The sequence below is a fragment of the Nitrobacter sp. MLSD-S21 genome (assembly GCF_058809865.1).
The window spans coordinates 909,128-935,400 of sequence record NZ_JBXASZ010000001.1; the positions used below are offsets into that span (position 1 = coordinate 909,128).

At 58.8% G+C, this 26,273-nt stretch carries 27 protein-coding genes and 1 tRNA gene; 14 read left to right on the forward strand and 14 right to left on the reverse strand.

The annotated features are described in order from the left end of the window. Window positions 1–63: 63 nt before the first annotated feature. Complete coding sequence (locus tag AC1RT6_RS04575; RefSeq protein WP_079446548.1) at window positions 64–351, forward strand: FAD assembly factor SdhE; 288 nt, start codon at window positions 64–66, stop codon at window positions 349–351. Further along, window positions 348–3,872, forward strand: a complete 3,525-nt coding sequence (gene mfd / locus AC1RT6_RS04580) for a transcription-repair coupling factor (RefSeq protein WP_493029166.1) — start codon at window positions 348–350, stop codon at window positions 3,870–3,872. Before AC1RT6_RS04575 ends, mfd begins: the two co-directional genes overlap by 4 nt. A 6-nt stretch (window positions 3,873–3,878) precedes the next feature. Here mfd and AC1RT6_RS04585 read toward each other — a convergent pair whose 3' ends face one another. The 3 genes from AC1RT6_RS04585 to AC1RT6_RS04595 all read right to left on the reverse strand — a co-directional run bounded on the left by AC1RT6_RS04585 (window position 3,879) and on the right by AC1RT6_RS04595 (window position 8,566). Then, window positions 3,879–5,111 carry a GGDEF domain-containing protein gene (locus tag AC1RT6_RS04585; RefSeq protein WP_079446546.1) on the reverse strand — a complete coding sequence of 411 codons (1,233 nt, stop codon included), beginning with the start codon at window positions 5,109–5,111 and terminating at the stop codon, window positions 3,879–3,881. Between the two features lie 85 nt (window positions 5,112–5,196). After that, window positions 5,197–6,699, reverse strand: coding sequence for an AMP-binding protein (locus AC1RT6_RS04590; RefSeq protein WP_079446545.1), 1,503 nt, complete (start codon window positions 6,697–6,699; stop codon window positions 5,197–5,199). Window positions 6,700–6,703: 4 nt separating this feature from the next. Then, a complete protein-coding gene (locus AC1RT6_RS04595) occupies window positions 6,704–8,566 on the reverse strand; it encodes an extracellular solute-binding protein (RefSeq protein ID WP_079446544.1) in 1,863 nt (620 codons plus the stop codon). A 383-nt stretch (window positions 8,567–8,949) separates the two neighbouring features. Between AC1RT6_RS04595 and AC1RT6_RS04600 the strand changes: the two genes are divergently transcribed. After that, window positions 8,950–9,723 (forward strand): invasion associated locus B family protein, encoded by a 774-nt coding sequence (locus AC1RT6_RS04600; protein ID WP_079446543.1) that lies wholly within the window; start codon window positions 8,950–8,952, stop codon window positions 9,721–9,723. A gap of 73 nt (window positions 9,724–9,796) precedes the next feature. On the opposite strand, the gene hspQ is transcribed toward AC1RT6_RS04600, so the two are convergent. Further along, the gene (hspQ, locus tag AC1RT6_RS04605) at window positions 9,797–10,129 is read right to left on the reverse strand and encodes a heat shock protein HspQ (RefSeq protein ID WP_079446542.1); all 333 of its coding nucleotides are present in this window, start codon (window positions 10,127–10,129) and stop codon (window positions 9,797–9,799) included. 90 nt (window positions 10,130–10,219) lie between these two features. After that, entirely contained in the window at window positions 10,220–11,446 is a 1,227-nt protein-coding gene (locus AC1RT6_RS04610) for a UbiH/UbiF family hydroxylase (protein ID WP_079446541.1), read from the reverse strand. Window positions 11,447–11,596: 150 nt separating this feature from the next. On the opposite strand from AC1RT6_RS04610, the gene pcsA reads away from it, so the two are divergent. The 4 genes from pcsA (at window position 11,597) to AC1RT6_RS04630 (ending at window position 14,438) form a co-directional block, all read left to right on the forward strand. Beyond that, window positions 11,597–12,334, forward strand: coding sequence for a phosphatidylcholine synthase (gene pcsA / locus AC1RT6_RS04615; RefSeq protein WP_079446540.1), 738 nt, complete (start codon window positions 11,597–11,599; stop codon window positions 12,332–12,334). Then, window positions 12,327–13,052: a TerC family protein gene (locus AC1RT6_RS04620; RefSeq protein ID WP_079446539.1), complete on the forward strand. Its 726-nt coding sequence runs from the start codon at window positions 12,327–12,329 to the stop codon at window positions 13,050–13,052. The genes pcsA and AC1RT6_RS04620 overlap by 8 nt, the downstream gene beginning before the upstream one ends. 79 nt (window positions 13,053–13,131) lie before the next feature. Next, window positions 13,132–14,106: a quinone oxidoreductase family protein gene (locus AC1RT6_RS04625; RefSeq protein WP_079446538.1), complete on the forward strand. Its 975-nt coding sequence runs from the start codon at window positions 13,132–13,134 to the stop codon at window positions 14,104–14,106. 185 nt (window positions 14,107–14,291) lie between these two features. Further along, the gene (locus AC1RT6_RS04630) at window positions 14,292–14,438 is read left to right on the forward strand and encodes a hypothetical protein (RefSeq protein WP_087881137.1); all 147 of its coding nucleotides are present in this window, start codon (window positions 14,292–14,294) and stop codon (window positions 14,436–14,438) included. An 8-nt stretch (window positions 14,439–14,446) separates the two neighbouring features. Here AC1RT6_RS04630 and AC1RT6_RS04635 read toward each other — a convergent pair whose 3' ends face one another. From AC1RT6_RS04635 to pxpB, 3 genes are read right to left on the reverse strand one after another with little or no spacing between them, the layout of a single operon-like run. Next, window positions 14,447–15,214, reverse strand: coding sequence for a LamB/YcsF family protein (locus tag AC1RT6_RS04635; protein ID WP_079446537.1), 768 nt, complete (start codon window positions 15,212–15,214; stop codon window positions 14,447–14,449). A 30-nt stretch (window positions 15,215–15,244) separates the two neighbouring features. Then, on the reverse strand, window positions 15,245–16,282 hold the full coding sequence (locus tag AC1RT6_RS04640; RefSeq protein ID WP_079446536.1) for a 5-oxoprolinase subunit C family protein: 1,038 nt from the start codon (window positions 16,280–16,282) through the stop codon (window positions 15,245–15,247). Next, a complete protein-coding gene (gene pxpB / locus AC1RT6_RS04645) occupies window positions 16,279–17,010 on the reverse strand; it encodes a 5-oxoprolinase subunit PxpB (RefSeq protein ID WP_472789562.1) in 732 nt (243 codons plus the stop codon). The genes AC1RT6_RS04640 and pxpB overlap by 4 nt, the downstream gene beginning before the upstream one ends. Window positions 17,011–17,201: 191 nt before the next feature. Between pxpB and AC1RT6_RS04650 the strand changes: the two genes are divergently transcribed. Continuing rightward, window positions 17,202–17,612: a (R)-mandelonitrile lyase gene (locus tag AC1RT6_RS04650; RefSeq protein ID WP_079446578.1), complete on the forward strand. Its 411-nt coding sequence runs from the start codon at window positions 17,202–17,204 to the stop codon at window positions 17,610–17,612. 264 nt (window positions 17,613–17,876) lie between these two features. Here AC1RT6_RS04650 and AC1RT6_RS04655 read toward each other — a convergent pair whose 3' ends face one another. Next, the gene (locus AC1RT6_RS04655) at window positions 17,877–18,335 is read right to left on the reverse strand and encodes a hypothetical protein (RefSeq protein ID WP_079446534.1); all 459 of its coding nucleotides are present in this window, start codon (window positions 18,333–18,335) and stop codon (window positions 17,877–17,879) included. A gap of 745 nt (window positions 18,336–19,080) precedes the next feature. Here AC1RT6_RS04655 and AC1RT6_RS04660 point away from each other — a divergent pair. Next, a complete protein-coding gene (locus AC1RT6_RS04660) occupies window positions 19,081–19,518 on the forward strand; it encodes a hypothetical protein (protein ID WP_139372864.1) in 438 nt (145 codons plus the stop codon). Between the two features lie 292 nt (window positions 19,519–19,810). On the opposite strand, the gene AC1RT6_RS04665 is transcribed toward AC1RT6_RS04660, so the two are convergent. Continuing rightward, window positions 19,811–20,230, reverse strand: coding sequence for a PRC-barrel domain-containing protein (locus tag AC1RT6_RS04665; RefSeq protein WP_244553465.1), 420 nt, complete (start codon window positions 20,228–20,230; stop codon window positions 19,811–19,813). A gap of 364 nt (window positions 20,231–20,594) precedes the next feature. Between AC1RT6_RS04665 and AC1RT6_RS04670 the strand changes: the two genes are divergently transcribed. Beyond that, window positions 20,595–20,861: a BolA/IbaG family iron-sulfur metabolism protein gene (locus AC1RT6_RS04670; RefSeq protein ID WP_079446531.1), complete on the forward strand. Its 267-nt coding sequence runs from the start codon at window positions 20,595–20,597 to the stop codon at window positions 20,859–20,861. A 353-nt stretch (window positions 20,862–21,214) separates the two neighbouring features. Here the strand turns inward: AC1RT6_RS04670 and AC1RT6_RS04675 are convergent, their stop codons facing one another. The 4 genes from AC1RT6_RS04675 to AC1RT6_RS04690 all read right to left on the reverse strand — a co-directional run bounded on the left by AC1RT6_RS04675 (window position 21,215) and on the right by AC1RT6_RS04690 (window position 23,469). Beyond that, complete coding sequence (locus AC1RT6_RS04675; protein ID WP_079446530.1) at window positions 21,215–21,955, reverse strand: carbonic anhydrase family protein; 741 nt, start codon at window positions 21,953–21,955, stop codon at window positions 21,215–21,217. A 38-nt stretch (window positions 21,956–21,993) separates the two neighbouring features. After that, window positions 21,994–22,254 (reverse strand): hypothetical protein, encoded by a 261-nt coding sequence (locus AC1RT6_RS04680; RefSeq protein ID WP_079446529.1) that lies wholly within the window; start codon window positions 22,252–22,254, stop codon window positions 21,994–21,996. Window positions 22,255–22,575: 321 nt separating this feature from the next. Next, window positions 22,576–22,881 carry a hypothetical protein gene (locus AC1RT6_RS04685; protein WP_079446577.1) on the reverse strand — a complete coding sequence of 102 codons (306 nt, stop codon included), beginning with the start codon at window positions 22,879–22,881 and terminating at the stop codon, window positions 22,576–22,578. A 498-nt stretch (window positions 22,882–23,379) separates the two neighbouring features. Continuing rightward, window positions 23,380–23,469, reverse strand: a tRNA-Ser gene (locus AC1RT6_RS04690). A gap of 353 nt (window positions 23,470–23,822) precedes the next feature. On the opposite strand from AC1RT6_RS04690, the gene AC1RT6_RS04695 reads away from it, so the two are divergent. The 4 genes from AC1RT6_RS04695 (at window position 23,823) to AC1RT6_RS04710 (ending at window position 26,188) form a co-directional block, all read left to right on the forward strand. Beyond that, window positions 23,823–24,026 carry a cold-shock protein gene (locus AC1RT6_RS04695; protein WP_079446424.1) on the forward strand — a complete coding sequence of 68 codons (204 nt, stop codon included), beginning with the start codon at window positions 23,823–23,825 and terminating at the stop codon, window positions 24,024–24,026. Between the two features lie 98 nt (window positions 24,027–24,124). Beyond that, complete coding sequence (hmuQ, locus tag AC1RT6_RS04700; protein ID WP_079446416.1) at window positions 24,125–24,457, forward strand: heme-degrading protein HmuQ; 333 nt, start codon at window positions 24,125–24,127, stop codon at window positions 24,455–24,457. 352 nt (window positions 24,458–24,809) lie between these two features. Beyond that, window positions 24,810–25,073, forward strand: a complete 264-nt coding sequence (locus AC1RT6_RS04705) for a PilZ domain-containing protein (RefSeq protein ID WP_079446415.1) — start codon at window positions 24,810–24,812, stop codon at window positions 25,071–25,073. A 182-nt stretch (window positions 25,074–25,255) separates the two neighbouring features. Next, window positions 25,256–26,188, forward strand: coding sequence for a septal ring lytic transglycosylase RlpA family protein (locus tag AC1RT6_RS04710; RefSeq protein WP_079446423.1), 933 nt, complete (start codon window positions 25,256–25,258; stop codon window positions 26,186–26,188). Window positions 26,189–26,273 lie beyond the last annotated feature (85 nt).

A 26,273-nucleotide genomic window follows, 5' to 3' on the forward strand; every position in this document is an offset into this window, starting at 1 on the left:
GCGAAGGCTATATGGTGCCGGCCCGGCTCGTCCGGGCTTTTGGCGTTTGATTGGAATTGATGGATGACAGGATCGACACGATCAAGCCGTGGCCTGGATGACCGCCGAAAACGGCTGCTGTATCGCTGCTGGCATCGCGGGATGCGCGAGATGGACTTGATTCTTGGCCGATTCGTTGATGAGGAGATTGGTTCGTTGACGGACGCGGAATTAAACGATCTCGAAAGCTTGATCGAGGTTCCGGACCCGGACCTATACGCAGCACTCAGCGACGGCGCTCCGCTGGCTTCCGAGTATCGGACCGCGCTGTTTGATCGTATAAAGTCATTTCGGCCGGGACAGGCCGCATGAAAGCGGCTCCCCGATCACCTGCGGACTCGCTGTCACCGGGTCGTCCACTGACGCTCGCGAATGTCGCGGAAGGCGCCGAAGGGCTTGTCGTCTCTGACCTCGCGCGAGCCATCAAGGCCAAGGCGGGGCGGCAGGTCTCGGCAGTTAGCCTGGCGGTGGTCTGCCGGGATGGCCCGCGGATGCAGCAGCTGGCGCGCGGGCTGGAGTTCTTCGCGCCTGATATTTCGGTCATGCAGTTTCCGGCGTGGGATTGCCAGCCCTATGATCGAGTCTCGCCGCATGGAGGCGTACTTGCCCAGCGCCTGACAACGCTTGCGCGCTTGTCTCGTCTGACCGGCAGCGACGCGCCTCTGATCGTGCTCACGACGATCAACGCGATCCTGCAACGCGTGCCGGCGCGCGAGATCGTTGCGTCTCAGGCCCTGTCGGTCGCGCCCGGCCATGTGGTGCCGATGGATTCAATCGTCGCATGGCTTGAGCACAACGGCTACAATCGTTCCTCGACGGTTCGCGAACCCGGCGAATATGCCGTGCGCGGCGGCATCCTCGATCTGTTTCCCTCCAGTCTCGACCAGCCTGTCCGATTCGATTTCTTCGGCGACTCGCTGGAGTCGATCCGATCATTCGACCCGGAAACCCAGCGCACGCTGTTCGACGTACGCTCGCTCGATCTCGTCCCGATCTCCGAATTCCAGTTTGTCACCGAAACCATTCGGCGCTTCCGAATGGGATACGTCGCGGCTTTTGGCGCACCGGAACGCGATGACCTGTTGTATGAGGCTGTCAGCGAAGGGCGGCGATATCCAGGCATGGAGCACTGGCTGCCGCTGTTTCACGAACGCATGGACACGCTGTTCGATTATCTTGACGGCGCGGCCATCGTCATCGAACCGCAGGGCGAAGACGCCGCAAGCGAGCGTTTCAAGCAGATCACCGATTACTTTGAAGCGCGCCGCGAGGCCCTTGAGCACGCCGGCGGCGGCGCGCCCTATAAGCCGCTTCCGCCTGACCGTCTTTATCTTATGCCAGATGAATGGACGAAACGGATCAATGAAGCGGCGCTGGTGCGACTGACGCCGTTCGCGATGCCTGACGAAACTCTCAATGTCATCGATGCGGGCGCACGGCAGGGGCGAAATTTTGCGCCAGAACGGGCAGACGCTACCCTCAACGTTTTCGAGTCCGTCGTGTCCCACGTGCTGGCCTTGCAGGCCACGCGGAAGAAAGTCATCGTTTCGTTGTGGAGCGAGGGTTCGCGCGACCGCATGGCGAGCATGCTCAGGGATCACAAGCTGCTCAACCTGACGAGCATCAATGTCTGGCGCACGGTTCAGGCAACGCCACGCAATGAGGTCATGCTGGCCGTCGTCGGAATAGAATCGGGATTTGAGACCGAAACCGTAGCGGTCATCAGCGAACAGGATATCCTTGGCGATCGTCTGGTGCGGCCGCGCAAGGCCAGCCGTAAACTCGATAATTTTATCTCGGAAGTAACCAGCCTTGCGACGGGCGATCTCGTTGTTCACGTCGAGCACGGTATCGGGCGTTTTGTCGGCCTGCAGACGCTGGAAGTCGGCGGTGCGCCGCACGATTGTCTGGAACTGCGTTACGCCAACGAAACCAAACTATTCCTGCCGGTTGAGAACATTGAACTGCTATCGCGCTACGGCTCCGATCACGCCAATGTCGAACTTGATCGGCTCGGCGGCGGTGGGTGGCAGGCCCGCAAGGCCAAGCTGAAAAGCCGCATTCGTGAGATCGCAGGCGAATTGATTAGAATCGCCGCGGAGCGGCATTTGCGTGATGCGCCGAAGCTGCCGGTACAGTCCGGTCTCTACGATGAATTCTGTGCGCGCTTCCCCTACGATGAAACGGAGGATCAGCTCGGCGCCATCCAAGCGTCGCTGGAGGATCTCGAGAGCGGCAAGCCAATGGATCGGCTGGTGTGCGGTGACGTGGGCTTCGGCAAAACCGAAGTGGCCTTGCGGGCGGCTTTTGCTGTCGCACTGGACGGAAAGCAAGTCGCGGTCGTTGTGCCGACAACACTGCTTGCACGTCAACATACAAAAACTTTCATTGAGCGGTTTCGTGGTTTTCCCGTCAATGTCGCGCAGGCATCGAGGCTGGTGTCGCCGAAGGAGTTGACGAAGGTCAAGAAGGGGATTGCTGACGGCTCGGTGGATATCGTCGTCGGCACACATGCCTTACTTAGTAAATCCATTAAGTTCAGAGACCTTGGACTTCTGGTGGTCGACGAGGAGCAACATTTCGGCGTCAGTCACAAGGAGCGGCTGAAGCAACTGCGAGCGCACGTACACGTTCTGACGCTGAGCGCCACTCCGATCCCGCGCACGCTGCAATTGGCCCTTACTAGCGTACGCGACCTCTCGATCATCGCCTCGCCGCCGGTCGATCGGCTCGCCGTCCGCACCTTCGTGGCGCCGCACGATCCTTTGATGATCCGCGAGGCTCTGCTGCGCGAACGCTATCGCGGCGGCCAGGCCTTCTATGTCGTACCGCGCGTTAGCGATCTGGCCGAGGTCAAGGATTTTCTCGACAAGCACGTGCCGGAAATGAAGGTCGCTGTCGCTCACGGTCAGATGCCGCCGACAGTGATCGAGGACATCATATCGGCCTTCTACGACGGCAAGTACGATGTCCTGCTCTCGACGACCATCGTGGAGTCCGGGCTCGACATTCCGACCGCCAACACTCTCATCGTGCATCGCGCCGACATGTTCGGGCTGGCGCAACTTTATCAGTTGCGCGGCCGGGTCGGCCGCTCGAAGCTGCGCGCCTATGCGCTGTTCACGCTGCCGTCGAAGCATAAGATCACGGCGCAGGCCGAGCGCCGGCTGAAGGTTTTGCAGTCGCTCGAAACCCTGGGGGCCGGGTTCCAGCTTGCATCGCACGATCTCGACATTCGCGGCGCCGGCAATCTGCTCGGCGAGGAACAGTCGGGCCACATCAAGGAAGTCGGATTCGAGCTCTATCAATCGATGCTGGAGGAGGCGATCGAGAATCTCAAAACCGGCGTGACGGAACTTGCCGACGATCGCTGGTCCCCGCAGATCACCATCGGGATGCCGGTGTTGATCCCGGAAGACTACGTTGCTGATCTGGCAGTTCGGCTATCGTTGTATCGTCGGCTTGCCGACCTCGACACCGATGATGAAATCGATAACTTTGCCGCGGAGCTGCGCGACCGCTTTGGCCAATTGCCGGACGAAGTCCGTTACCTGTTCAAGGTCGCAGCGATCAAAGCCTATTGCCGCCGTGCCAATGTCGAGAAGGTCGATGCGGGACCGAAAGGCGCCGTGATTTCCTTCCGGGACAACAAGTTCGCGCAACCCGATCGGCTGGTTTATTTCATCCGCCAGCATGGACAGGCGGCAAAGGTTCGCCCCGACATGAAAGTCGTGTTCTTTCAGAACTGGGAAACTCCGGAGGAACGCCTGATGGGTACCACCGAAATCATGCGCCAGCTTGCCAATCTCGCGGAGGATCGCAAGGCGGCGTAACGGCTATCATGACGCAGCACGCGCCTTCTCATTCAAGCGGCTCAGAAGCGACGCTACGGAGTCATCGGATCTTGATGCCGTCAGGGCGACCTGGGGATCGATTCGCATTGCTCGTTTAACACTGTGGGTCGTATGCTTCATCACGCTCGAAAGCCGTCGCGCGATCATCTGGGCGTTGCGCAAATCGGCGTCGGCGAAGACCACAACGATCGAGCCGTCGGTTTCGAGCGTACCGAAATCCATTCGCCGCATGAGCCGGCTCAGAATACGAGCTGCATCGAATAGTGAGCGTTCATGCTTCTGACCAAGTGAGAAGCGGGCAACAGAGATGTTTGCCGCGCTGGATCGGGTCTGATGGATTGCCGAGTTTAGTTCACGGTGGAAGGCATCCAGGGTCAGAAGGCCGGTTCGTGGGTCCAAAAGACCACCCGCATCCATGGACCTTAGCGTACGACGGAGACGGGCTTCGAAAGCTTGCTGTCGAACCAACGGCAGAAATGTGCTTACGACGCGATAGGGCTCGCCTGACATCACTTCGAGATTTGGAAGATCATAGTTCGCCAACGAGCCGCCGGACGTAACCGCGATCGGCAAATTACGAAAGCGCGAGTCTTCAGCCAGTACAGTCAACAGCGCGTCAACCACACGCTGAGAGAATCCTTCGCTGATAATGATTCCGTCCAGATCGCGCGCGTTGAGGTGCTTCGCCGCTACCTCGATGCTGAGCGCCCCGACGACGCCGAGCCGTTCGCCAAAAGCAACCGATAGCGTGGGATAGGCGGCGCCGCGCCCAATCAGGAGAACGGTCGCATCCCCGATCGGGTTCGAATCCGGCAGGCGTGGGACCGCCGGATTACTCGCAAGCCGCCGAAGTACGGTCTTGTGAAGCGTTCGCACGCGTAGCGCCGCATTGAGACGCCTGTCGAACCGATCGATCCCTCCGTTCAGGAGCGAGAACGGAAGCGCGTTGTCCGGGCAGGGCATTTCGGGATCGGCGACGATCAGGGGAACGTAAGGCTGCATCGCAGCAAGCTGATCAGCAAGACGATCCAATCCCCCACCCGCCGCGCCTTCGGTCGTGGGGACAAAGACGGCTGCAGGTTGAAGGAGTTCGATGCCCTCGGAAGCTTCCGACCAATCGATGTCGATGACGGGAAAGATGCTCTGGCATGATGGGATGACTAGAGACGCTCGTCGCTCGCCGTGTGAGATAACGATGAGCGGGCCTTGCTGGGACATCTTTCACGAACCCGGATACGTACCAAGGCTCACAATCCTAGTTTGTTGCCCTTAATGCAGCGTCAATGAATGGTGCCGGATTCGATCAGTCGGTCACCCGACGATCGCGAAACGCTTCCACCATCAACGGGTTCAACCCCAGTTCCGTGAGCGCCTCGCGAGCGCGAGTATTGTCGCTGGCTCGCCCGGCAAGGCGATGGCCGCTCAGACGGTCGGGAAGCGCGGTCAGCATGGCGCTCGGTCCGAGCCGTCGTGCCCACTCCTGGAGATCCGGTTCAAGAAACCTGTAACCACCTACGGCCATGACACCAGCGGGCGGGGCCGTGATGGCGATGGCGCCTGTGGCGCGATCGATCCGTGCCGCATAGCCTGTATCCACGAAGTCCGGCTGGGACAGCGAGCCGAGGGCATCGGACGGCCGTTCCGACGGGGCGTAAGCCGCGATCGGAACCATCGGTCCCCGTAGCCCCAGCGTTCCGTTCGGAGTCAAAACGATTTCGCCGGCCGTCGATGATATGGGAACCTGAGGCGGCGCCCGGTAAGGACCGGGCATGATTGGGGCAGGGGAGCCATCCTCCGCCCGGCGAGCCGCGAAAAGACCCACTTCGCCGAACAGGTAGACGTCCGTCATCTGACACCCGTTGTCGGGCCAGAGCGCACTCGACCCCACCTGTTCCGGAACCCGCCAGAGCCCGACGACATGACGCAAGCTCGGCATGGATGACAGAACGCCGGCTTCCGCCATCCGCAATGCCAGCGGAGCCGGCGTGACCAGCGTGTCGCAACGTTCGGTCTCGATCTGCTGCGCAAGAACATCCTCGTCGAAGGGATGATGCAGTGCCAGCGTGCCGCCGCTGAGCAGCCACATCACGAACGATGAAGTCAGCCCGGCGAACGACGACGGTGCGAGAGCCGAGAGAATTGTTGCGCTCTGGGGCAATTCACTCTCAAGAAACACGGCGAGCCCGGCGGCGATCAGGTTTACATGGGTTCGTGGCACCGCGAGAAAACCCGAGCCCGAGGCCTCGAACGTCACCAGCGCGGCGCGGCGCGAATCCTGGACCGCGAGCCGCGAGTTGTCGATTTTCCTATCGATGGCAATTTCCAGTGGAACCATTCCTTCCGGCAAATTGCTGCCGAATCCGCAGACATGACGGACGGAAAAGACCTCCGCAGCCGCATTCATCGCCAGATCGGCATGATCGACACCGTCGATATTGCCCATGGCAACGATCGCGCGCGCTCCCGTTCGGTTGATCGCAACAGTAAGTTCAGCCTGCCGCCAAAGCTGGGGCAATAACGCGACGATCAGACCGGCGCGATAGGCGGCAAGCACTGTCAGCACCAATTCAATGGTGTTCGGCAATTGTACTGCTATGACCGAATTGGCCGGCAAACCGGCGTCGATAAAGTGGGCCGCCAACGCTGATACGGCCCGATCTGCCTGGGCAAAGGTCAGACGCCGCGGCGGTTGTCCCGTAACCCGCAACTTGTCGGGCGGATCAATCAGCGCCGGCTGATCCGGCTGCCGGGCACGGATACGGTCGAATAGCTCATCCAGCGTGGGCGATGGATTGTTCTGGAGCACGAGGTCACTTGCCCGGCTTCGGCGGCCTTCGCCACCATGTTTCAGGGAGATATCCAGTCAACGCGGTCGCTGCTGGTCGTTCTATCCGATTCCAGCGCGCGATCCATTGTTCTCGAACGTTATAGACCGGAATTGCATAAAATCCGGACATCAGGACCCGGTCGAGTGCGCGAACCGCATCTACGAAGTCGGGTCGCTGCCGGGCTTTGAGCATGGCTGCGATCATGGCATCGATCGCCGGGTTCTTCACGCCCATGTAATTTCGGGTACCCGGAGTGTCGGCGGCTTCGCTACCCCAGTAGAAGGACTGTTCATTGCCGGGCGACAGCGATTGATCCCAGCGATTCTGGATCATGTCAAAATCAAACCCGAGCCGACGCTGATCGAACTGTACGCCATCGACTGAGCGCACGGACACGTCAATGCCTGCCCGCTTCAGATCACGCGCGTAAGTCAGCGCGATTCGCTCCTGATCACGGGTGGTCACCAGGATTTCAAAGGCGAGGGGCACTTTGGTTGAGCGGTGACGTAAAACCGTGCCGTCAAACTCATAACCCGCTTGCGACAGAAGGGCGAGGGCGGCACGCAAGGCCTCGCGGTCCCGGCCCGAACCATCGGTCATCGGAAGGCGGTAGCTGCCGTCGAGAATGTCGGGCTGCACGGCCGACGGAAACGGCTCCAGCAACGACCGCTCTCCTTCGTCAGCAGCGCGTGCGTAGGCGGATAGCTCCGATCCCGCAAAGAAGCCGCCAGCACGGCTGTAAAGTCCAAAAAAATAATTTCGGTTGATCCACTCGAAATCAAATAGCAGCGTCAGCGCCTCGCGGACACGAATATCGGAGAATATCGGCCGTCGCGCATTGAACACCAGATATTCCGAGGGAGCGGGCAGGCCGGTCTTGACGGCTTCGCGCACGAGCTGGCCATTGCCCGCAGCCGGAAAATTGTACCCTTCGTGCCAGCGCAGCGGTTCAGTCTCGACACGAAAATCATACAGACCGCGCTTGAAGGCCTCGAACTGACTATTGGCTTCTCGATAAAAATCGAACCTGATCTCATCGAAATTCCACAGGCCGCGGTTGACCGGCAGGTCACGCCCCCAGTAGTCCGGGTTGCGCGTCAGCGTAACACTGGCGCCAGGCTTGACTGAGGTCACGCGATACGGCCCAGACCCCAACGGGGGTGTCATCGAGGTCTGTTCGAAAGTAGCGGCATCGATGGCATGTTTCGGCAAAATAGGCATCAAGCCAAGGATCAGGGGCAGTTCGCGATCCACGGTTCCACCGAAATCGAAACGCACCGTCCATTCATCGATCGCCTCTGCCGTTGCAACTTTCGAATAATACTGACGATGATTGGGGCGGCCCTTGTCCCGGAGGAGTTGCCAGGAAAAGAGCACGTCTTCGGCACGAACGGGTTGTTTGTCGTAAAAACGCGCCAGCGGGTTGAGGTGGAAGGTGGCGTAAGTTCGGGCATCGTCGGTTTCAATCTTGTCCGCCAGCAGGCCATAGAGCGTGAAAGGTTCGTCGTTGCCTCGGGCCATCAGGCTCTCGACCACGAACCCTCGAATTTGCTGGAGCGCGACGCCTTTGACGATGAAGGGATTGAGGCTATCGAAGCTACCGGGAACACTCTGAACCAGTTGACCACCCTTGGGAGCGTCCGGATTGGCATAGGGCATCTGGCTGAAATCAGGCGGCAAGACCGGTTTGCCATGCATTGCGATGGCGTAGCCGGGATTCGCCGCAACTCCTTGGTATCCGGCAGCGAGCAGCCCGACTGCGAGCGCCAGACACACTCCTGTCCGGCCGCGGTAACGCGGTATCGATCGAAAAAACCGGATCCGTTTTGATTCGAACTTACGCACAGAAAATTTTATCACAACCGCCGCGACGCGGTTTGAAGGGATGTCAAAAAACGTATGTTGCCATTGATCTTTTTATGCGCCCTAGTATTGAAGGCGGGCAATTGTCCATGATAGTGCGAACCGTCACGTAACCGCCTCATTTCACTAAGAGACAGCCGCCGAATGGTCTGCGCCGACGCCCGCCCTTCGGGGGCGGGTCCTAGTGGAGTGAATTCGATATTTTCGCCAGCCGACCGCGTCGGGAACGCGAATGTCGAATTCGAAACTCCACCAGCAATTGGGTTGCAAGCGGTCCTTCGATTCTAAACATTCGTAAGGCTCGCTGAAACGAAATGCGAATGTTAGAATCGAGACCGCTGGCGTTCAGGAAAGGGTTTTCCGCAATGAATTTTCGTCTCTTGACCGCGTCCGCTTTGCCTCGCGGACGGGCCTTTGCCTTGTTCGCCGCGGTGACGCTCGTAGCCGCTCCATTTGTGTCGGACGCTTTCGCTCAGCAAGCGCCCGCCTCATCCAAAGGCAAACCGGGGGCCGCAAAGGGAGCGCCAGCGACTCAGGCGGCGCCAGCAACTCAGGCAGCGCCGGCGACTCAGGCAGCGCCAGCCGACCAGCAGGTACAGCTGATCTATGCGCCCTGGACCAAGTTCTGCCTGAAGGGGAAGGACGAGAAGGCCAAGCAGGTGTGTTTCACCGGCAAGGATGGACGGATCGAATCCGGCCAACCTGTGATCGCAGCGGTCATCATCGAGCCCGAAGGCGAGCCGAAGAAGATTCTTCGCGTGACGCTGCCGCTCGGGATGCAACTGGTCCACGGAACGCGGATCATTATCGACAGTAATCCGCCGCAGCAGAGCCCTTACGTGATCTGCTTCACCAACGGCTGCATGTCTGATTATGAACTGACAGCGGATATGCTCGGCCACATGAAGAAGGGCCAGAACCTGATTGTGCAGGCGATCAATTCCAACGGGGCTCCGCTGACGCTGCCGCTGCCGCTCGCTGAATTCGCGAAGGCCTATGACGGCCCGCCGACCGACCCCAAGGTGTTCGAGGAGACCCAGAAGAAACTCCAGGAAGAACTGCAAAAGCGAGCCGCTGAGGCACGCGCGAAGCTCGAAGCTACTCAGCAGAGCGCCGGCGCACCTACCGCCAAGCAATAGATTTTTTCAAACACGCAAATGAAAAAGCGCTCCTCGCGGAGCGCTTTTTTTTTGTTGACGAGTAACTACGCCCTCAGTTCAGGGACGGGTTGCGAGGGCGATAGCCCCCGGACTTGTCCTTGACGAAAATTTCTGTGACCTGCGAATGCCGAATTGGTTCACCGGAATCGTCTGGCAGAAGGTTCTGCTCGGACACATAAGCCACGTATTCGGAATCCGCATTCTCGGCAAGCAGATGGTAGAACGGCTGGTCCTTGTGCGGCCGGACATTCTCCGGGATCGAGAGCCACCATTCTTCCGTGTTGTTGAAGACCGGATCGATATCGAAGATCACGCCACGAAACGAAAAAATCCGATGGCGAACGATTTGGCCGATCTGGAATTTGGCGATACGCGCTTTCATCATCCTTGGTCGAATAGACCAGGATTGCGGCCTAAGCTAGAGGCAAAACCGAGTGAATTGGGTTCCGCTAACCGGGACGGCCGAGGCGGCCGTTCAAGCTGAGCCAAATCCGGTTTCTCCGTATGGACGTTGCCGCCACGACGGCGAAAGACCTTCGCGCATGGCAAGGCGCCGGAGCGGGCCGACCTTGCTGATCAGGTGCAGCCCGAGCGCGCGTGCAGTCTGGATCGGCAGGAAATCGCTCAGCAGCGACCGATTTGCCATGTCGATCGCGAACGACCGGCTTAGGACGTCGCTGCGCCGCGCCGTTTCAAATCGCGCAAGAGTCTGAGATGCACCCGGATCCTTTCCGGAAGAGAGAGCGTCGCGGACAACGTCTGCGATATCGGCGGCATCACGCAGGCCCAGGTTCAGCCCCTGCGCGCCGATCGGCGGTAGTACATGGGCGGCTTCGCCAACCAGTACAATGCGGTTGCTTGCAAAGCGCGCTGGTTGCTCGATCCCTAGCGGAAACACACTCCGCCCTTGGCCGACCTGAAGCCGTCCCAGGATCGAATGCGATTGCCGTTCGGCGGCTTCGACCAACTCGTCGTCGGTTAGCGCAGCGAGCCGTGCCGCCTCCTTCGGAGAGGCGACCCAGACGACGCTGGAGCGGTCTCCGGGCAACGGCACGAAAACGCAGGGGCCATGCGGCGTGTGAAATTCGGTGGAAATGTTCTTGTGCGGCCGGCTGTGCGCAACGTTGAACGTCAATGCAGCCTGATCGAGCGCGCGACGTGTGACGCCGATGCCCGCAGCCTTGCGGCAGAGCGACTGCCGCCCATCGGCGCCGATAGCCAGACGAGCGGTTAACGTCTCTCCCTGCCGGGTTGCGATGGTGACGACAGTATCGTCCGGCGTGACGTGCTCGGCCTCGCCGTCGATCCGCGTGAGGTTTTCCGCTTCCACGGCTCGCGCCTCCATGGCGGCCATCAGCGTGCGGTTTTCAATGTTATAGCCGAACGCATCGAGCCCGATCTCGTCGGAGGAGAAACGCACCTCCGGAGCCCGGATAAGACGCCGGGTATCGTCGACGAGCCGCATGACACGGAGCGCGGCGGCATCGGCCTCGCAGCGGGGCCATACGTCAAGCTGCCGCAAAAGATCGACGGAACCGCCGAGCAGGGCCGTCGTCCGATTATCGCCATAGCCAACGCGCCGCGCGATCAGCGCCGTCCGTGCACCTGCACGGGAGAGGGCGATCGCGGCAGCCAATCCGGCAGGCCCCCCACCCACCACCGCGACATCAAAGATCGCAACCGGTTTCGTACTCTCATTCATGGATCAACAATCGGCATTCGCAGCGACATTTTCAAGCCCGCAGACGAGCATTGCCGTAGCCAGCAGGAGTCGTTTCCAATCGCTCGCGCGGCGGAACGCCGCAACGACCATTATACAAACCGGTCCGATTCCTGATAGCAAGATGTGCAAATGAGCCAACCAAGCCGGCAGGCCCCGCCACCCGGACCCGGAACGTCGCGCGCTGCCGCGCTGTTCGTCCATGTCTTCACAGCTAGTGGGGCCGGAATTGCGCTGCTCGCCATGCTGGAAGCGGTGCGAGAGCACTGGACAGCCGTGTTTACTTGGCTTGGTCTCGCGCTCCTGATCGATGGCCTGGATGGGCCGATGGCGCGGCGGCTGAATGTCGAAGCAATGCAGCCAAACTGGTCCGGAGAAACCCTGGATCTGGTTGTCGACTTCCTCACTTACGTATTCGTTCCGGCCTATGCCATTACCGCGAGCGGCCTGCTGCTTCCGCTCGCCGCACCGTTGCTGGGTGTAGGCATTGTGATCAGCAGCGCACTCTATTTTTCCGATCGCCGAATGAAGACAGAGGACAACCACTTTCGCGGCTTTCCGGCGCTCTGGAATGCCGCGGCGTTTTATCTGTTTCTGCTGCGTCCATCGCCGGCGGCGTCGGCGTTCGCCATCGCTGCGCTTATCGTACTGACTTTCGTTCCCTTCAAGGTATTACATCCGGTACGGGTGAAGCGGTTTCGCGGTTTCAATCTGTCGCTGATCGCTGTATGGGCTGCGCTTGCGATGATGACCATTGCCAACGATTTCAATGTGGCAATGCCGGTCACCGCCGTGCTTTGCGCCATTGCGCTCTACATCGTCTGTGGCGATGCCGTGATCCGTCTCCTGAGGCCAGAAATTGATGATTGAACTGCTGACCAGCCCCGAAGCATGGGCTGCACTGTTGACGCTGACTGTGCTCGAGATCGTGTTGGGCATCGACAATGTCATTTTCCTGTCGGTGATCGTTTCGCGTATTCCGCCCAAGCAGGCAAAGCGCGCGCGCCAGATCGGCCTGGCGCTGGCGGTGATCTTCCGCATTGCTCTACTGACCGTTCTGGTCTGGCTGATCGGCCTGACCGAGCCGGTGCTAACGGTGCAAGACTTCGCATTTTCCTGGCGCGACATCATCCTGGTCGGCGGCGGCTTGTTCCTGATCGCCAAGGCCACGCACGAGATTCATGGAGAGGTGGAAGTTCGAGAACACGAGGTGCGCGAAGCGCCGAAACCACGCGCGTTTTTTTGGGTCATCGTGCAGATCATTATCATCGATCTGGTGTTTTCTCTTGACTCCATCATCACCGCGATCGGCATGGCGAAAGATCTCGAGATCATGATCGCAGCCGTCATCATCGCATGTTTCGTCATGTACCTGGCGTCGGGACCGGTTTCCCGGTTTGTCAGCAAACACCCAACAACCAAGATGCTGGCGCTGGCGTTTCTGGTGCTGATCGGGGTCGCGCTCGTGGCCGACGGATTTCATTTCCACATCCCGCGCGCCTATATCTACTTTGCGATGGCTTTCTCCGCGGCGGTGGAAATGTTCAACGTGCTCGCGAGGCGCAATCGCGAGAAGACGGGCGGCTGAGTTCCTGGAGGCGTTTCGCTGGTTGACAACATCAGTCCAATGTCTTTCGCTCTTGATGCAAAAGGCAGGGAGAGGGACGATGACCAGGGCGGTACGCGTTCATCAGGTCGGCGGTCCCGAGGCGCTTGTCTATGAGGCCGTGGACTTACCCGCGCCGGAACAAGGCGAGGTTCGCATCAAACAACATGCGATCGGCCTGAATTTCATCGACGTGTACTATCGCAGCGGGCTCTACAAGATGCCGGCTACGCCGTTTATCATCGGCAATGAAGCGGCTGGCGAAGTCGTCTCCGTTGGACCGGGGGTCACCAATTTTCATCCCGGTGACCGCGTCGCTTACTATTTTGATCTTGGCGGTTATGCGACCGACCGCAATATCCCGGCGGACAAGCTGGTTAAACTGCCCGACCACATCACCTACGAGCAGGGCGCGGTGCTGATGCTTAAGGGGCTGACGGTCTGGTATCTCCTGCACAAGACCTTCAAGGTCGAGCACGGTCATCGTGTGCTGATCCATGCCGCGGCGGGCGGCATCGGGCTTCTCGCCTGCCAGTGGGCGAAGGCGCTTGGCGCGAATGTCATCGGCACCGTAGGGTCGAAGGCCAAGGCGGACCTCGCGCTGGCCAATGGCTGCGATCACGTCATCCTCTACGAGGAGGAGGATTTTGTCGCGCGCGTCAAACAGATCAGCCGCAACGAATTGTGCGACGTGGTCTACGACGGCGTCGGCAAGGCCACGTTTCCAGGCTCGCTATCCTGCTTGCGGCCGCGCGGACTATTCGTCAGTTTCGGCAACGCTTCAGGTCGGGTGCCGCCGTTTGCATTGGCCGAACTTTCCAATCATGGCTCACTGTTTGCCACGCGTCCGAAGCTGAACGACTATGTGGCGACGCGCAGTGAGCTTCTTGAAGGCGCCGATACGCTGTTCGCCGCCGTCATCAATGGCAAGCTGCACATTCAGATCAATCATGCCTACGCACTGAAGGACGCGGCGAAAGCTCAAACGGAGCTGGAAAGTCGCCGGACGACAGGAGCCATAATCCTCAAGCCGTAAAAGCACGTCTCGCAGCGCAGCATCTGGACCACCCGCGAATTGAATTTTTCGTACAACGGGGAGGGGAGAATTTCTGTCTGGATATGCCGCGTTTTGAAGAATCGTATCGTTATTTTCCTCTACTACCTTGCCTCTGATGGGAACCGTCGTTCATTGTTAGCCCGTGTTGAGCCGGAGGGCCGAAGATGCAACAACGATCTGACCGCCTGAACGTTAGCGCCCGTAGCCTGAATGAGCGAACCGTGTTACGGCTCCAGACACTTGCACTCTATGGCTCGCTCGCCCTGATCGCCGCAGTGGTATTCGGCTCGCTCGCTGTCCATCCGTTCTGACGGAGCTATTATTTCATTGCCCTGAACGGCGCGACCGCGATGCCGTTGTCTTTGAGCGCTTTGCGCAATGAACGCGCGATATTGACCGCACCCGGCGTATCGCCATGAATGCAGACGGTGTCCATGCGCATCTTGATCGTCTTGCCGGTGATTGAAATAACCTCTCCGGATTGAAGCATTCTCACAACGCGGCGAGCGATATCGTCCGCGTTATGCAGCACCGCACCCGGCTTGCGCCGCGACACCAGCGATCCGTCGTCTTCGTAGGCACGGTCGGCGAACACTTCATGCACCATCGGCAGACCGGCAGCCTCGCCGGCCCTAACGAGACGCGAGTTCGCAAGCACCACGAAGACGAGATCGGAGTCGACCGCCTTGATCGCGGAGGCGATCGCGCGCGCGGTCGTGTCGTCCTCGCAAGCCACGTTGGACAGCGCGCCATGCGCCTTCACATGCGTGACCCTGTGGCCGGCCATGGTGGCGATCGCCTGGAGCGCGCCGATCTGGTAAGCGACGAGGTTTTCGATTTCCCTCGACGTAAGACCGACGATCGGCCGTCGCCCGAAGCCGTGCAGATCGCGATAGCCAGGGTGCGCGCCTATGCTGACGCCGTGTGTTTTGGCGAGATCGACAGTCGTCTTCATTGTGTCCGCATCGCCGGCGTGGAAGCCGCAGGCGATGTTAACAGACGTCGCAAGCTCGATCATTGCAGCATCATCGCCCATCGGCCAAACGCCGAAGCTTTCGCCGAGATCGCAGTTGAGGTCGATCGTCATGGTTCGTCCGATACGAGGAGTGAGAACCCGTTATGGCTCCAAAGGCGGCCAAGTCTGCCACGTCCCGCTGTCGAATGCATTCACCGCGGTTCCGGCGATATTTGCATTTTGCAACACATCATTGATGTCCGTATTGCGCACCTTACAGACACGGTTGGGCAATGCCCGCAATAGGCGCGCCATCGCGCGTGCTTCAGCCTGTGCTTCGGCGATGGTGACCGCCTTGAAGCGAAAGCTGCGACCCATGGGAATTTGGGCGAAGCGACCGAGGTCCGCTGTAATGACGGTTGCGATTTTCGGATAGCCGCCGCTGGTGCCGCGATCTGGCATCAGGACGATCGGTTGTCCGTTGCCGGGAACCTGAATGCTGCCATTCACGGTGCCATCGGAGACAATGTTATGGCCGTAAAGATGCTTGATGATGGGACCTTCGAGGCGATAACCCATGCGATCGCTCGTCGCCGAGATTCTCCACTCGCTGCCAAGAAACAGTTCTATAGCCTCGCCAAATTCATCGTCTTGCGGACCCATTACGACGCGGATCGGACCATCGGCTTGAGAAGGAAGTTCGATCCCGTGCTCGACCCCAGCCTTTGCCGCATCCACATCGAGCACGTCGCCAGCCCGAAACGGCCGCGGAAACGGACTGCCAAGGCCAGCGCGTGCATGAACGGCGAGGCTGCCAAACATCGGCTCACCCTTCACTCCGCCTTCGATCGCGAGATAGCTGAAGGTACCATCGCGCGCAGCGGCGAGCATCAGGCTGTCGCCATCAGCGAGCGTGCAGGATTCGTTGAACGAAATCGAGCGGCCTGAAACTTCAGCATCCCGCGCAGCGCCCGTGAGCGCGATGCGCACCTTGCCTTCGCGGACCGCGAAGCTTGTGCTGAACGGGCCGATTTCAACCGCAGCGGCAAAGGGTAGATTGCCGACCAGACAGTTACCAGCAGCCAGTGCCAGGCGATCCGCTGCACCGCTTGGCGTCAACCCATAGCGCTGCGCACCATAGCGGCCGCCGTCCTGAACTGAGGTCGCTGGCCCGGCCGCCGTGACAACAAGTTTGCTCACGAAGTCACCAACTGCGCGACAAACTCGCCGCGCTCGGCAGCGCGATCCTGTTCCGCGAATTGCTTGCCGTCGACCGCATAAAACGTGATGGCGTCTCCCGGTTCGAGCAGGAAAACAGGATTGCGATGGAGCTGATAGGTACGCACAGCGGTTCGTCCCAACAGGCGCCAGCCGCTGGGTCCAGCGAGGCACTGGATACCCGTCTGAAAACCGCCAATCGAAACTGCACCGGAAGGCGTAAGTAAGCGCGGGTTCTGCAACCGTGGCATCTGTAGCGAACGGTCGAGGCCACTAAGATAGGACCAACCCGGCGTAAATCCGATCATGGCGACACGATAGTCGCCGGCGACATGACGCGCCACGATATCCTCAGGCGTGATGTTCAACGTCTTCGCGATATCTTCCAGATCGATGCCGTTCTCGCCACCATAGACAACGGGGATGCGCCAGCGCCGCGCCGGGGTGGTCGGAGGCACGGGCAATCGCGCGAGTGCCGACAGGCGTTCCCCAAGTTCTTCGAAACCGATCCGAACGGGATCGTAGTGAACAAGCAGCGATCGATAGGTTGGCACCGTTTCCGTAACGCCGTCGATTGGCGTGTCTGAAAGCGCGCGATCAAGTGCAAGCACACGACGGTTCGTCTGCTCGTCGATGTTGGGGCCGAATTCCACCGTGATGGCGGCGTCGCCGCTTGGCAGAAGGCGAGGCGGGGACAAGGATGCGTCCATGACCAATCAATAAGTTCGCCAGCCCGGTTGGCCCCAAGCGGAAGCTCAGGAATGCCGAGTGGAATCTCAAGAATAGTGTATGCAAATTCAATGAATTATTGATGGCGAGCTCACAGGATGCTGTAATCAGCGAAGAGGCACGACAGCGCTCAGAGCGCCGTCGCGTGCGCGGCAACTCAGGGAGGATCACCATGGATATCCATCAAGCAGGGTCGCGACCGGCAAAACCTGGACCCAAGGAATACTTCTCCGGCATGGTTTCGGTCGAGCCGATCATCGCTACCGCGAACGCGCCCTCGCGTGTCCTCGCCGCGAACGTCGCGTTCGAGCCGGGCGCGCGCACGGCATGGCACACTCATCCGCTCGGCCAGACGCTATACGTGGTTTCCGGCGTCGGGTTGGTCCAGACCGAGGGCGGACCAATCCGCGAAATCCACCCCGGCGACACAGTATGGTTCTCACCGGGAGAAAAGCACTGGCACGGCGCCGCGCCGACCGCCGCCATGACCCACATCGCGGTGCATGAGTCCCTTGACGGAAGTGCCGTCACCTGGATGGAGCACGTCACCGACGAGGAATATGCCGGCAAGGTCAGCAGCTGACGACATCAAAGCCCCGCCCATGCGGCGGAGCTCAATTGGTAAAACAAGAAGATCGATTAATATTCTGATCTATTGGTTCAGCGGGGTCCAGGATGGCTCGCCGGCAGAAGATGCCTGTCGGAATTGTCTGTTCGACCTTGGAGTTAGAATCTCTGGAATGTAATCCAAGTCACTCACAATGCGCCGAGGTGGAAGCCGCTCGCCTTTTCGACGGAGCCGCACGGCGTTCGGCTCAGAGAGGTCAGTTCTTCAGTCGGCCGCCAACTATTCGCTAGCGCGCTGCCCGGTTTCTCCGCCAGCCATCTCACTTCGCAGAGTTTCAAACCGCTGGCATGCGTCACGTTCGCGGTCGTCGACGAACTTGATTGCGGCTTCGTGTGTCATCGGACCGCTGACAAGCGGGTAGGAGCTTTCTCCGATCGTTTCATCAACGAAATATTCGTCTTTGTCGCCGCGGCGTGTCGTCCACTTGAACCGAACGGCGACGAGCGGGCCGGGGCCGAACTTCGTGTAGCTGTCATCCTCATTGAGGTTGGAAGGGAGTTCGGGGACATCTGGCTCCGCCGCTAGGACGTCCTCCTCCGGATCCGGTTCAAAGCCGGGCTCTTCTGCCGTCTCAGCCTCGGGTACGCCCCCGGCGTCTGCTTCGTTGGATGTTTCCGGTTTGTTGAGGTGAACCGCAATTGCCGCGAGAGCGTAGTCGGTCGGGTCGTTTTCACTCACCTGCCTGTTCCCCCTGTTTAGGTGGGGACGGCGGTGTGGCCCAAGTCCGCGCCTTACCGACGCATCCGTTCCCATACACGTCTGGGTATGGGGGCATATGGGCGGTTTTTTGTCTATTCAGAACGCCGTCTGATGGGATTGAAAATCATTATTTATCAGTATGTTAAAGAACATTTGATATCATTCGCTTTAACATAATAATGTGCTTCGCCCTCCGCGATCAGCTTCAAGCGTCAAGAAAGCGCTATGAGCGGCCGCTCAATCGCCTTTCGCGATCTCTTGAGGTGCATCTTCAGGTGCCTCTCGCTCTTCCCGCATGGGGGGATGAGATCGCACGTAGCGATAGCTGACATAAAAGAGCAGGCCGCAGCTAAGGATCGCGCTAAACATCAACACGGGCATGGGTCTTACGCGCCTCCAAATAGCAAAACGAAACGTTTTTTGCCGGTCACGAAAGCGACCAACACCTCCGCGACTCCGTATCGCGAGAGATGAGGGGTAATATTGGAATGCGTCGTATCCACCGGGAGATGGAGCAAGCAAATAAATCTGGGACGGACGAGGTAGCCCCCGAATGCTGTTGCGCGAAACGCTCAACAGCGACCGTCGCCCAAGGTGACGGGCTATCCGCAAACGATTTGTTTCCACTGCCCTTGAACCCCTGGAGCGTTGTCACCGTCAGATGAGAAGTCTCACGTCGGTCAAGGACCGACGATCTGTCGTAAGTAGCCCCGGAGGAACGAAGATGATCAGACGTAGTCTCGTTACAGCAGCACTCTTGATTTTCGCCTCGGCCACCGCGCTGGCACAGCCCATGACCAAGCCGGACCCAGGGGCGACGATACGCTCCGAACCGCCGCCGACCTCCGCCGGACAAGCTGTCGGCAGTTGCAACAGCAAGGGAGACAAACCCAACAGCAATTTCAGTTGCGCCCGGCTCAAGGCGGCCTGCGAGGGTGCCGGCTATAAATATTCGCCGAGCAAGCCGGACGGTTCGTCAGGCGTCTGCACCAAACCATCACAGGCCGGCCAGCAGATGGGATTTGCCGCCGACATCGGTCCGCAGTCGGACGCTTTCTGCAACGATAAGGCCCTCTGCGCCAAGCTGAAAACGGGCTGCAATGCTAATGGCGGCACCTACAAGCGGGGCACCGGGCAGTCAGGCACCTGCACCCAGAAGTAAGGCCGGAGTATTCCGCGCTGAGCAATGACGGCCCCTGTACTTGAGTAGCCTGAATTCTCAGAACGAACTCGCAACGGAGACGTCATTTGTGCATCTCCGTTGCGTGGCGGGCGAAAGTGGCGCGTCGCGAGCGGGGAGCAGATGACAGAACCTCGCTCGTTGTGGAAAGGCACATGGAGCTCTGGTGCCGTATCAGGTCATTGCATCAGAGTTTGTAGAAGCCCTTCATTGGCTCATTGGGTGCGCGCAAAGGAGGGCTCCAAAACAAATGCTTTGGAGCCCTGATTGAGGCTTAGTACTTGAACTCAGGCATCGCCTTCAGGTTGTCTTTCGTCACGTTCAGGACGGCCCGGTCTGGATACCATTCTCTCTTAGTCTCAGACGTTTTTCCTGATGATGTCTTTCCTGCCTCGTTGGAAAACTTCAAGCTGTTCATGGCGACCAGTACATAGTGCTTTCCCATTCCCAGGAAGCCGCCAGCTTCGATAACGACGCCTTTCACCTGCCCTTGCTCAGTGATGATCACATCAGAAATCTCACCGATCTTGTCGTTAGCTTCATTGTAGACGTTCACACCTGACATCTTAGATGCGCTCCAGTCGCCGGCAGCTGCAATAGGAGCTGCGGCTTGCGAAGGCGTGTGCGCAGGTGTCTGGGCGAACGACGCAGTCGACATCACGAGAAGTGCAAGTGCAGTAGCGAATGTTTTCAAGGTGGCCTCCATTTGTAGACCTTGGAAACAGCGAACGTGCACATTCGTTCCAGGGGTCACTTATTACTGGTTGCGTCTACCGCATCGGGGAGAATTGAGCAGGACTGCGAAAGCCCAGCATACGCTCCGACCAGGCAGTGGCTGCGCCAACGTCCAGATTGGTACAGAGCCCGGCAAGCAGGAACCAAGCTCCTGTCATTGACGGGACGGAATTCTGCGACCAGCGGGGACAGTCGCCGGGAAGGCAGCGCGGTTGACGGGCAATTTATCGGGGGCTACGGACATCATCCGAGATAGATACGTCGTGAGAGCTCCAGAGTTTCATTGGCGCAGATCGCGACATTTGCCATATAAAAGGAGCACTATGTCATCCCACCCAACCGACTTTCAGGGTTCCGTCATCGACGCGGTGCGCGAGGCCATCGAGCAGCAGATTCAAAATTCACGGGCCACAGTCAACGGCGGCGGGGGACACTTCAGCATCGAAGTGACGTCGCCCGTGTTCGCCGGCATGAGCAAGCTCGAGAGCCAGCGGTTGGTATATAGCGCAATCGCCCACCTGATGCAGGGTGACATGCCGCCGGTGCACGCTGTCGACAGTCTGAAAACTCAAACGCCAGCTGCGTCTTGAGCCGGATTTCAAGCATGATCCGACCGTCGCGATCGTAGTTGAGCGGAAGATTCTGACCCTTCGCGGCACACGCGTGAAACTTCGCGCGAGCTGCCCGGAGGCGAGATCGAGTTCACAATGAAGCGGCTGCTCAGTACAAACCCGCCGGCGAGGGGGATCACCGGCGGGTCAGGGCAGAAGCGCGAACGGATGGCTAATCCGTCCGAAGAACCAATGCGGGGCGTGAGGTCAGAGTTCCACAAAAAAGCGTCGCCTCGCGCGCATGCGCCAGTAAGCATCCGGTTAAAATATTCCAGCAATCTTGAAATGTGATCGGTATCCTATCGAGCCGATCCGGTTTTCTGAGCCGGAGATCATGGAAGAAATTCCACCGCGCCAGTTTTGAGATTGTACATTGCTCCCGCAATCTTAATGGCGCCGCTGGATTCAAGACCGACGAGGACGGGACTTTGCTTCCGAATATTAGCGATGGTCATACCGACATTCGTCCGAGCGACAGCGTCCACGAAATCGTAATTTTTAGCGGACCGTTCACCCGTGTAAGACGTGGCTTGCACGGCTGGCTTGATCTTGGCGAGAAGTCCAGTCAGGTTTCCTAATTCGACGTTGTCGATGGCCCCTTTGATCGCGCCGCAGGATGTATGGCCCATCACAAGCACGACTTTAGCTCCAGCAACTTTGCAAGCGAATTCCAGGCTTCCAAGGATGTTGGCAGATTCTATGTTGCCGGCCACTCGAGCATTGAAGATATCGCCGATGCCGAGATCCATGATCACCTCGGCTGGCGCGCGCGAGTCGATACAGCTGAGCAGGGTTGCTTTTGGATATTGTCCCTCCGCGCTAGATTCCTGCTCTCGCAGGTAGTTGCGATCCTTCCTTTCGCCGCTGCGAAACCGAGCATTTCCATTCTTCATCGCTTCAATGATTTGTTGAGGCGTAAAGTTATCGCGCTGCTGCTGTGTCAGGGAAGCGGCAAAAGTATTTTTTGTCAGGAGCATACCACCACCGAGGGCGGTCGCCGCGCCAGCAAATTTGAGGAAGCCGCGGCGTCCCCAGCAATGACAGTCTTTGGAATGACCTAACGTCTCGTGCATCAAAATCTCCTGGTTCAGCGCGAACCTACGCAATTCATCTAGCCGGGGCCCATGATACCAACGGCGAGTTCCAGCCACACGACAAAGAATGTGGCTACGATCGCGAGGCCGCCGGCGATGCGATAGCGAGCGCGGTTTGTCAGGGCCGTCATCGCCTCGAAGGCGAGACACGCTGCGATCAGCATGCCGCCGAATATGACGAAATCAGCGGTATCCCACCTCACTTCATTGGTGATCTGCATGGCCGCGGCGGGCACCAGCAATACCACCGCGGCGACAAACCAAACCAGATGTCTCATTTGGGGTTCTTCGCCTTCAACCCGATCTCTACAAGGCGGCGGACGGCCTCGGAGCGGCCGGGTCGATCTTTCTGATGGGCCGCCCAAGCATCGACCTTCTCAACGAACTCGTCTGATAGCCGAAATGCGCGCGCCGGATTCTTGCCTGTAGCCGGCCGCCCCGGTCTGCATCGATTGGTGCTTATGGTCCAGAGTCATCTTAACAGCGTCACGGAGCGCCGCCGCCAGGCCGAAAGGACTAGCCACCGACTTACTAATCCATAAGACAAAAAAAGCCCGCCGGCTAACCCCGGCGGGCTTCCCTTGTCGCTAAATCTTCTACTAGCGGCGATAACCTCGGTGGTATCCGTAACCCCGGCGGTATCCGTAACCCCCGTGGTACCCGTAACCTCTGTGCGCGTAACCATAGCGGCGGACACCGCCACCATAGCCGTAGCCACGATATCCGTAGCCGTATCCTCGGTAGACGGGCGCCGTGCGGATACAACCGTTGGGGCCGCAAGCCACGACAACATTCTCGACGTTTGAAGCGGGAGAAAGTGGAGCGACCGGCATTGCAGATGCGCTTCCCGCCGCCGCAAGGCCGAAGAGTGCCGTCAATCCAACAATTGCAAATTTAAGCTTCATGGTCTCCTCCTGTGGCATTCCGATCTTCACACAAAGTAGGAGGTTTAATGTGAACCCGGGATGAGCAACCCGGCCTCACTTAAATCATAAACAGTGCGCTGGGGAGGAGCTCAGTCGCTAAAGCCCGCCGGTCTCGACCGGCGAGTTATCGATCGTCACTCTCAAACAGCGCATCAATGCGTGCGCATCGCGTCGTATGCGTGAGCAATGAATACGACGGCGCTGACCAAAAGCAGTGCGGCGACTGCGGCTTCCAACATGACGGCTTCCCATTATCGTTTTGGGGAGACGTAGCCGCTCAACGTTTCAGATAGACTTCATGAGACCAGGAAATTGGTTTCATTCCTAAGCCGGCAAGACGCTCGTTGGGTTTGACCAACCGGACCAATGTTTTCCCTTGGATGGATGTGCCGGCGTCGTCGGCATTCTTCTCAGTCCAAGTCACTTGTTATGTCATGAGAAGAAATACGACATAACAAATTGATTTTATTGATGATATGGCGGAAGGGGTGGGATTCGAACCCACGGTGGGCTTGCACCCACGCCGGTTTTCAAGACCGGTGCCTTAAACCACTCGGCCACCCTTCCAAACGGTTGACACTGTTTAGCTATCGTCGCGAGGCCGGTTGTCGAGAAAGGCCATTTGCTATTCAACGTCTCTGGTGCGCTTGTTTATGGCGGCACGTAACGCATCGTCAACCTGCGCCACGGCGTCGGCCTCCATATTCGGCAGGACGTGCGAATAAAATCCAGCGTGATCCCGACCCTTGCTATGGCCAAGCCGTCGCTGGCGATCTTCGGATCTGCCTCTTACAGCATACTGCAGGTCTCTTCGATGGCGCCGAGCAAAGAGACTCGCCGGCTTGAGCCGGCGGTTTTCCTTGCGGCCAGCGAAGCGAGCGCTCATGATAGCTCGATCGTTCCAAAAGGGAGTTGCGGCTGTGGCGACAGGTACAGTGAAGTGGTTCAATGCGACAAAGGGTTTCGGGTTTATTCAGCCCGACAGTGGCGGTAAGGACGTGTTTGTCCATATCTCAGCCGTGGAGAAAGCGGGCCTTAGCTCACTCAACGAGGGCGCCAAAGTGAGCTACGAGGAAGTAGCGAACAGGGGAAAGACCTCAGCAGAAAACCTGCGGGTAGGCTGATCTTCTTGCCCGCCGGCGCTCGCCGGCGGGTGATTTTTCGTCGAAGGGAACGCGTTCCACACTCCCGAGACCGGTACAAATTACCAGGAGACTTTCCGATGTTCATTGCCATGAATCGCTTCCAGGTCATCAAGGGAAATGAAAAGGCTTTTGAACAAATCTGGCTCTCGCGTGACACCTATCTAGGGAGTGTGCCTGGATTCGTTGAATTTCATCTTTTGCGTGGACCTGAAGCTGAGGATCACACGCTTTATGCCTCGCACACGATCTGGAAAAGCCGCGACTCTTTCTATGCATGGACCAAATCAGAGGCGTTCCGAGCCGCTCACGCGAACGCTGGCAGCAATAAGCCACTCTATCTGGGTCATCCTCAATTGGAGGGATTCGAAACGCTCCAGACCGTGACTGGTTCTACAACTCAAAATGAGTAACCCATTGGGAGTCACTCAGCGATTCGCGGTCGACTCTGCCGATTCCTTCAGCAGAAGGTCAGCTGCTTAATAGAAGATTTTGCGAAATATATTAAATTACCGATCTTGATTTTAAGCTGCTCCCCATATTCCTCCCTTACCACCCTAAGGCGCCGCTGAACTCTTATAGAGTGTCGCGACCCGCTTCCGCGAGGAGGGCACCTGGCGCGTCCTGCACGGGGATGAGTGCGGCCCGAACATGTCGGAATTTCTTGCGATTTGTGTTTTAGCCGGCCGCATAGAGCCATCCCGCACCTTCGGATGACGATCATATTGACGCTGTAAAACAGACACGCGTGCGGACGTACAGGCAATGAATGCACCAACAGAAGACCGCCGCAAACATCCGCGCGTCGAAATCGACGAGCCGGCTTACATTTCTACAAGCGGATTAAGCATGCGGTGCCGGCTGTTGAACGTATCTTCGCAAGGAGCCGCCATCGAGGTCCCAAATCCGGCCCTTGTCCCGTCGCGTTTCCAGCTGATGACCGAAAAGGATCGGGTGATTCGATTCTGCCGGGTCATCTGGATCAAGCAGGACCGGATCGGAATTACTTTCGATCCGCCAACTGCCTAGGCGGGCTCCGGCGTCCGAGTCGCGACCTTGATTGACCACCCGTTTCGCTTCTGAAGGGCTCACCCCATTTCCGCCTTGTTTGCTCTGCGATATGTTCACGGCTTGGTATGGTTATGGACCATATCGTGCTGACCGGCGCGGTGAAGTGGGGCAGTCTGCCGGGGACCGGGTCTTGGGGACGGATGAGGAAACCAAATTCAGATCGAATTGGGCATGCTGCATGCGCTGTGGCCGTCGCGGGCGCGTGCCTGATGCTGGCCAATTGCGGTTCATCAAACAACCTCAGCCGGATCGATCCTAAGTATGGAGTTTCGAGCAGCCCTCGGGTGATCGCCTCTGGCGAGGCGGTGCCAAAAGGCGGCGGCACTTACCGGGTCGGCAAGCCCTATACAGTCGCCGGGCGCATTTACGTTCCCGAGGAAAACACCAAATATCGCGCCGAAGGGCTTGCTTCCTGGTATGGCGATAACTTCCATGGCCGTCTGACAGCCAACGGCGAGGTTTTTGACATGGCCTCGCTGTCTGCTGCGCATCCAACCCTTCCCTTACCGTGTTATGTCCGGGTGACAAACCTGGGCAACAGCAAATCCCTGGTGGTCCGCGTCAACGATCGCGGGCCGTATCACGGTAACCGGCTGATCGATGTCTCGAACAAGGCCGCCGAGTTGCTGGAGTTCAAGCAAAATGGTGTCGCCTCGGTGCGGGTCGAATACGTCGGACGCGCGCCGCTTGAAGGTTCTGATGATCGGCAATTGATGGCGACCCTGCGAACGGGTGTGCCCGCACCGTCGCCGTCCACCGTCAGGATCGCCTCGGCGCGGCCGTTTGTCCCCGAACTCGCGCCGTCAGAACGCTCAATCGGTGGCGATGTCACGACTCCGCGAGGCCGCTCTCATACGCCCGACCATACCTCGATGGACGTCGCATCGATCAACGCCGATTCCGAGATGTCTGCGTCCGGCCGCACCCCGGCGCGTCGGCAGGCCATGGAAGGACCGCGGGAGGTTTCATACGGCGAGGGCAACGTTGCAGGCCATGTCCGCCCCGTCACCGCTTATGCGCCGGTGGACCAGCGCGGACCGAGCGAGCTACTCTCGGGCCGAGGGCTCTATTAAGGGTCGCGCACCTACCGGGAAAGCTTGAAATCTGCTTTGATTTTGTCCGGCCGCGCCATAGGCGCGGCGCCATGTTGTTTGCGAC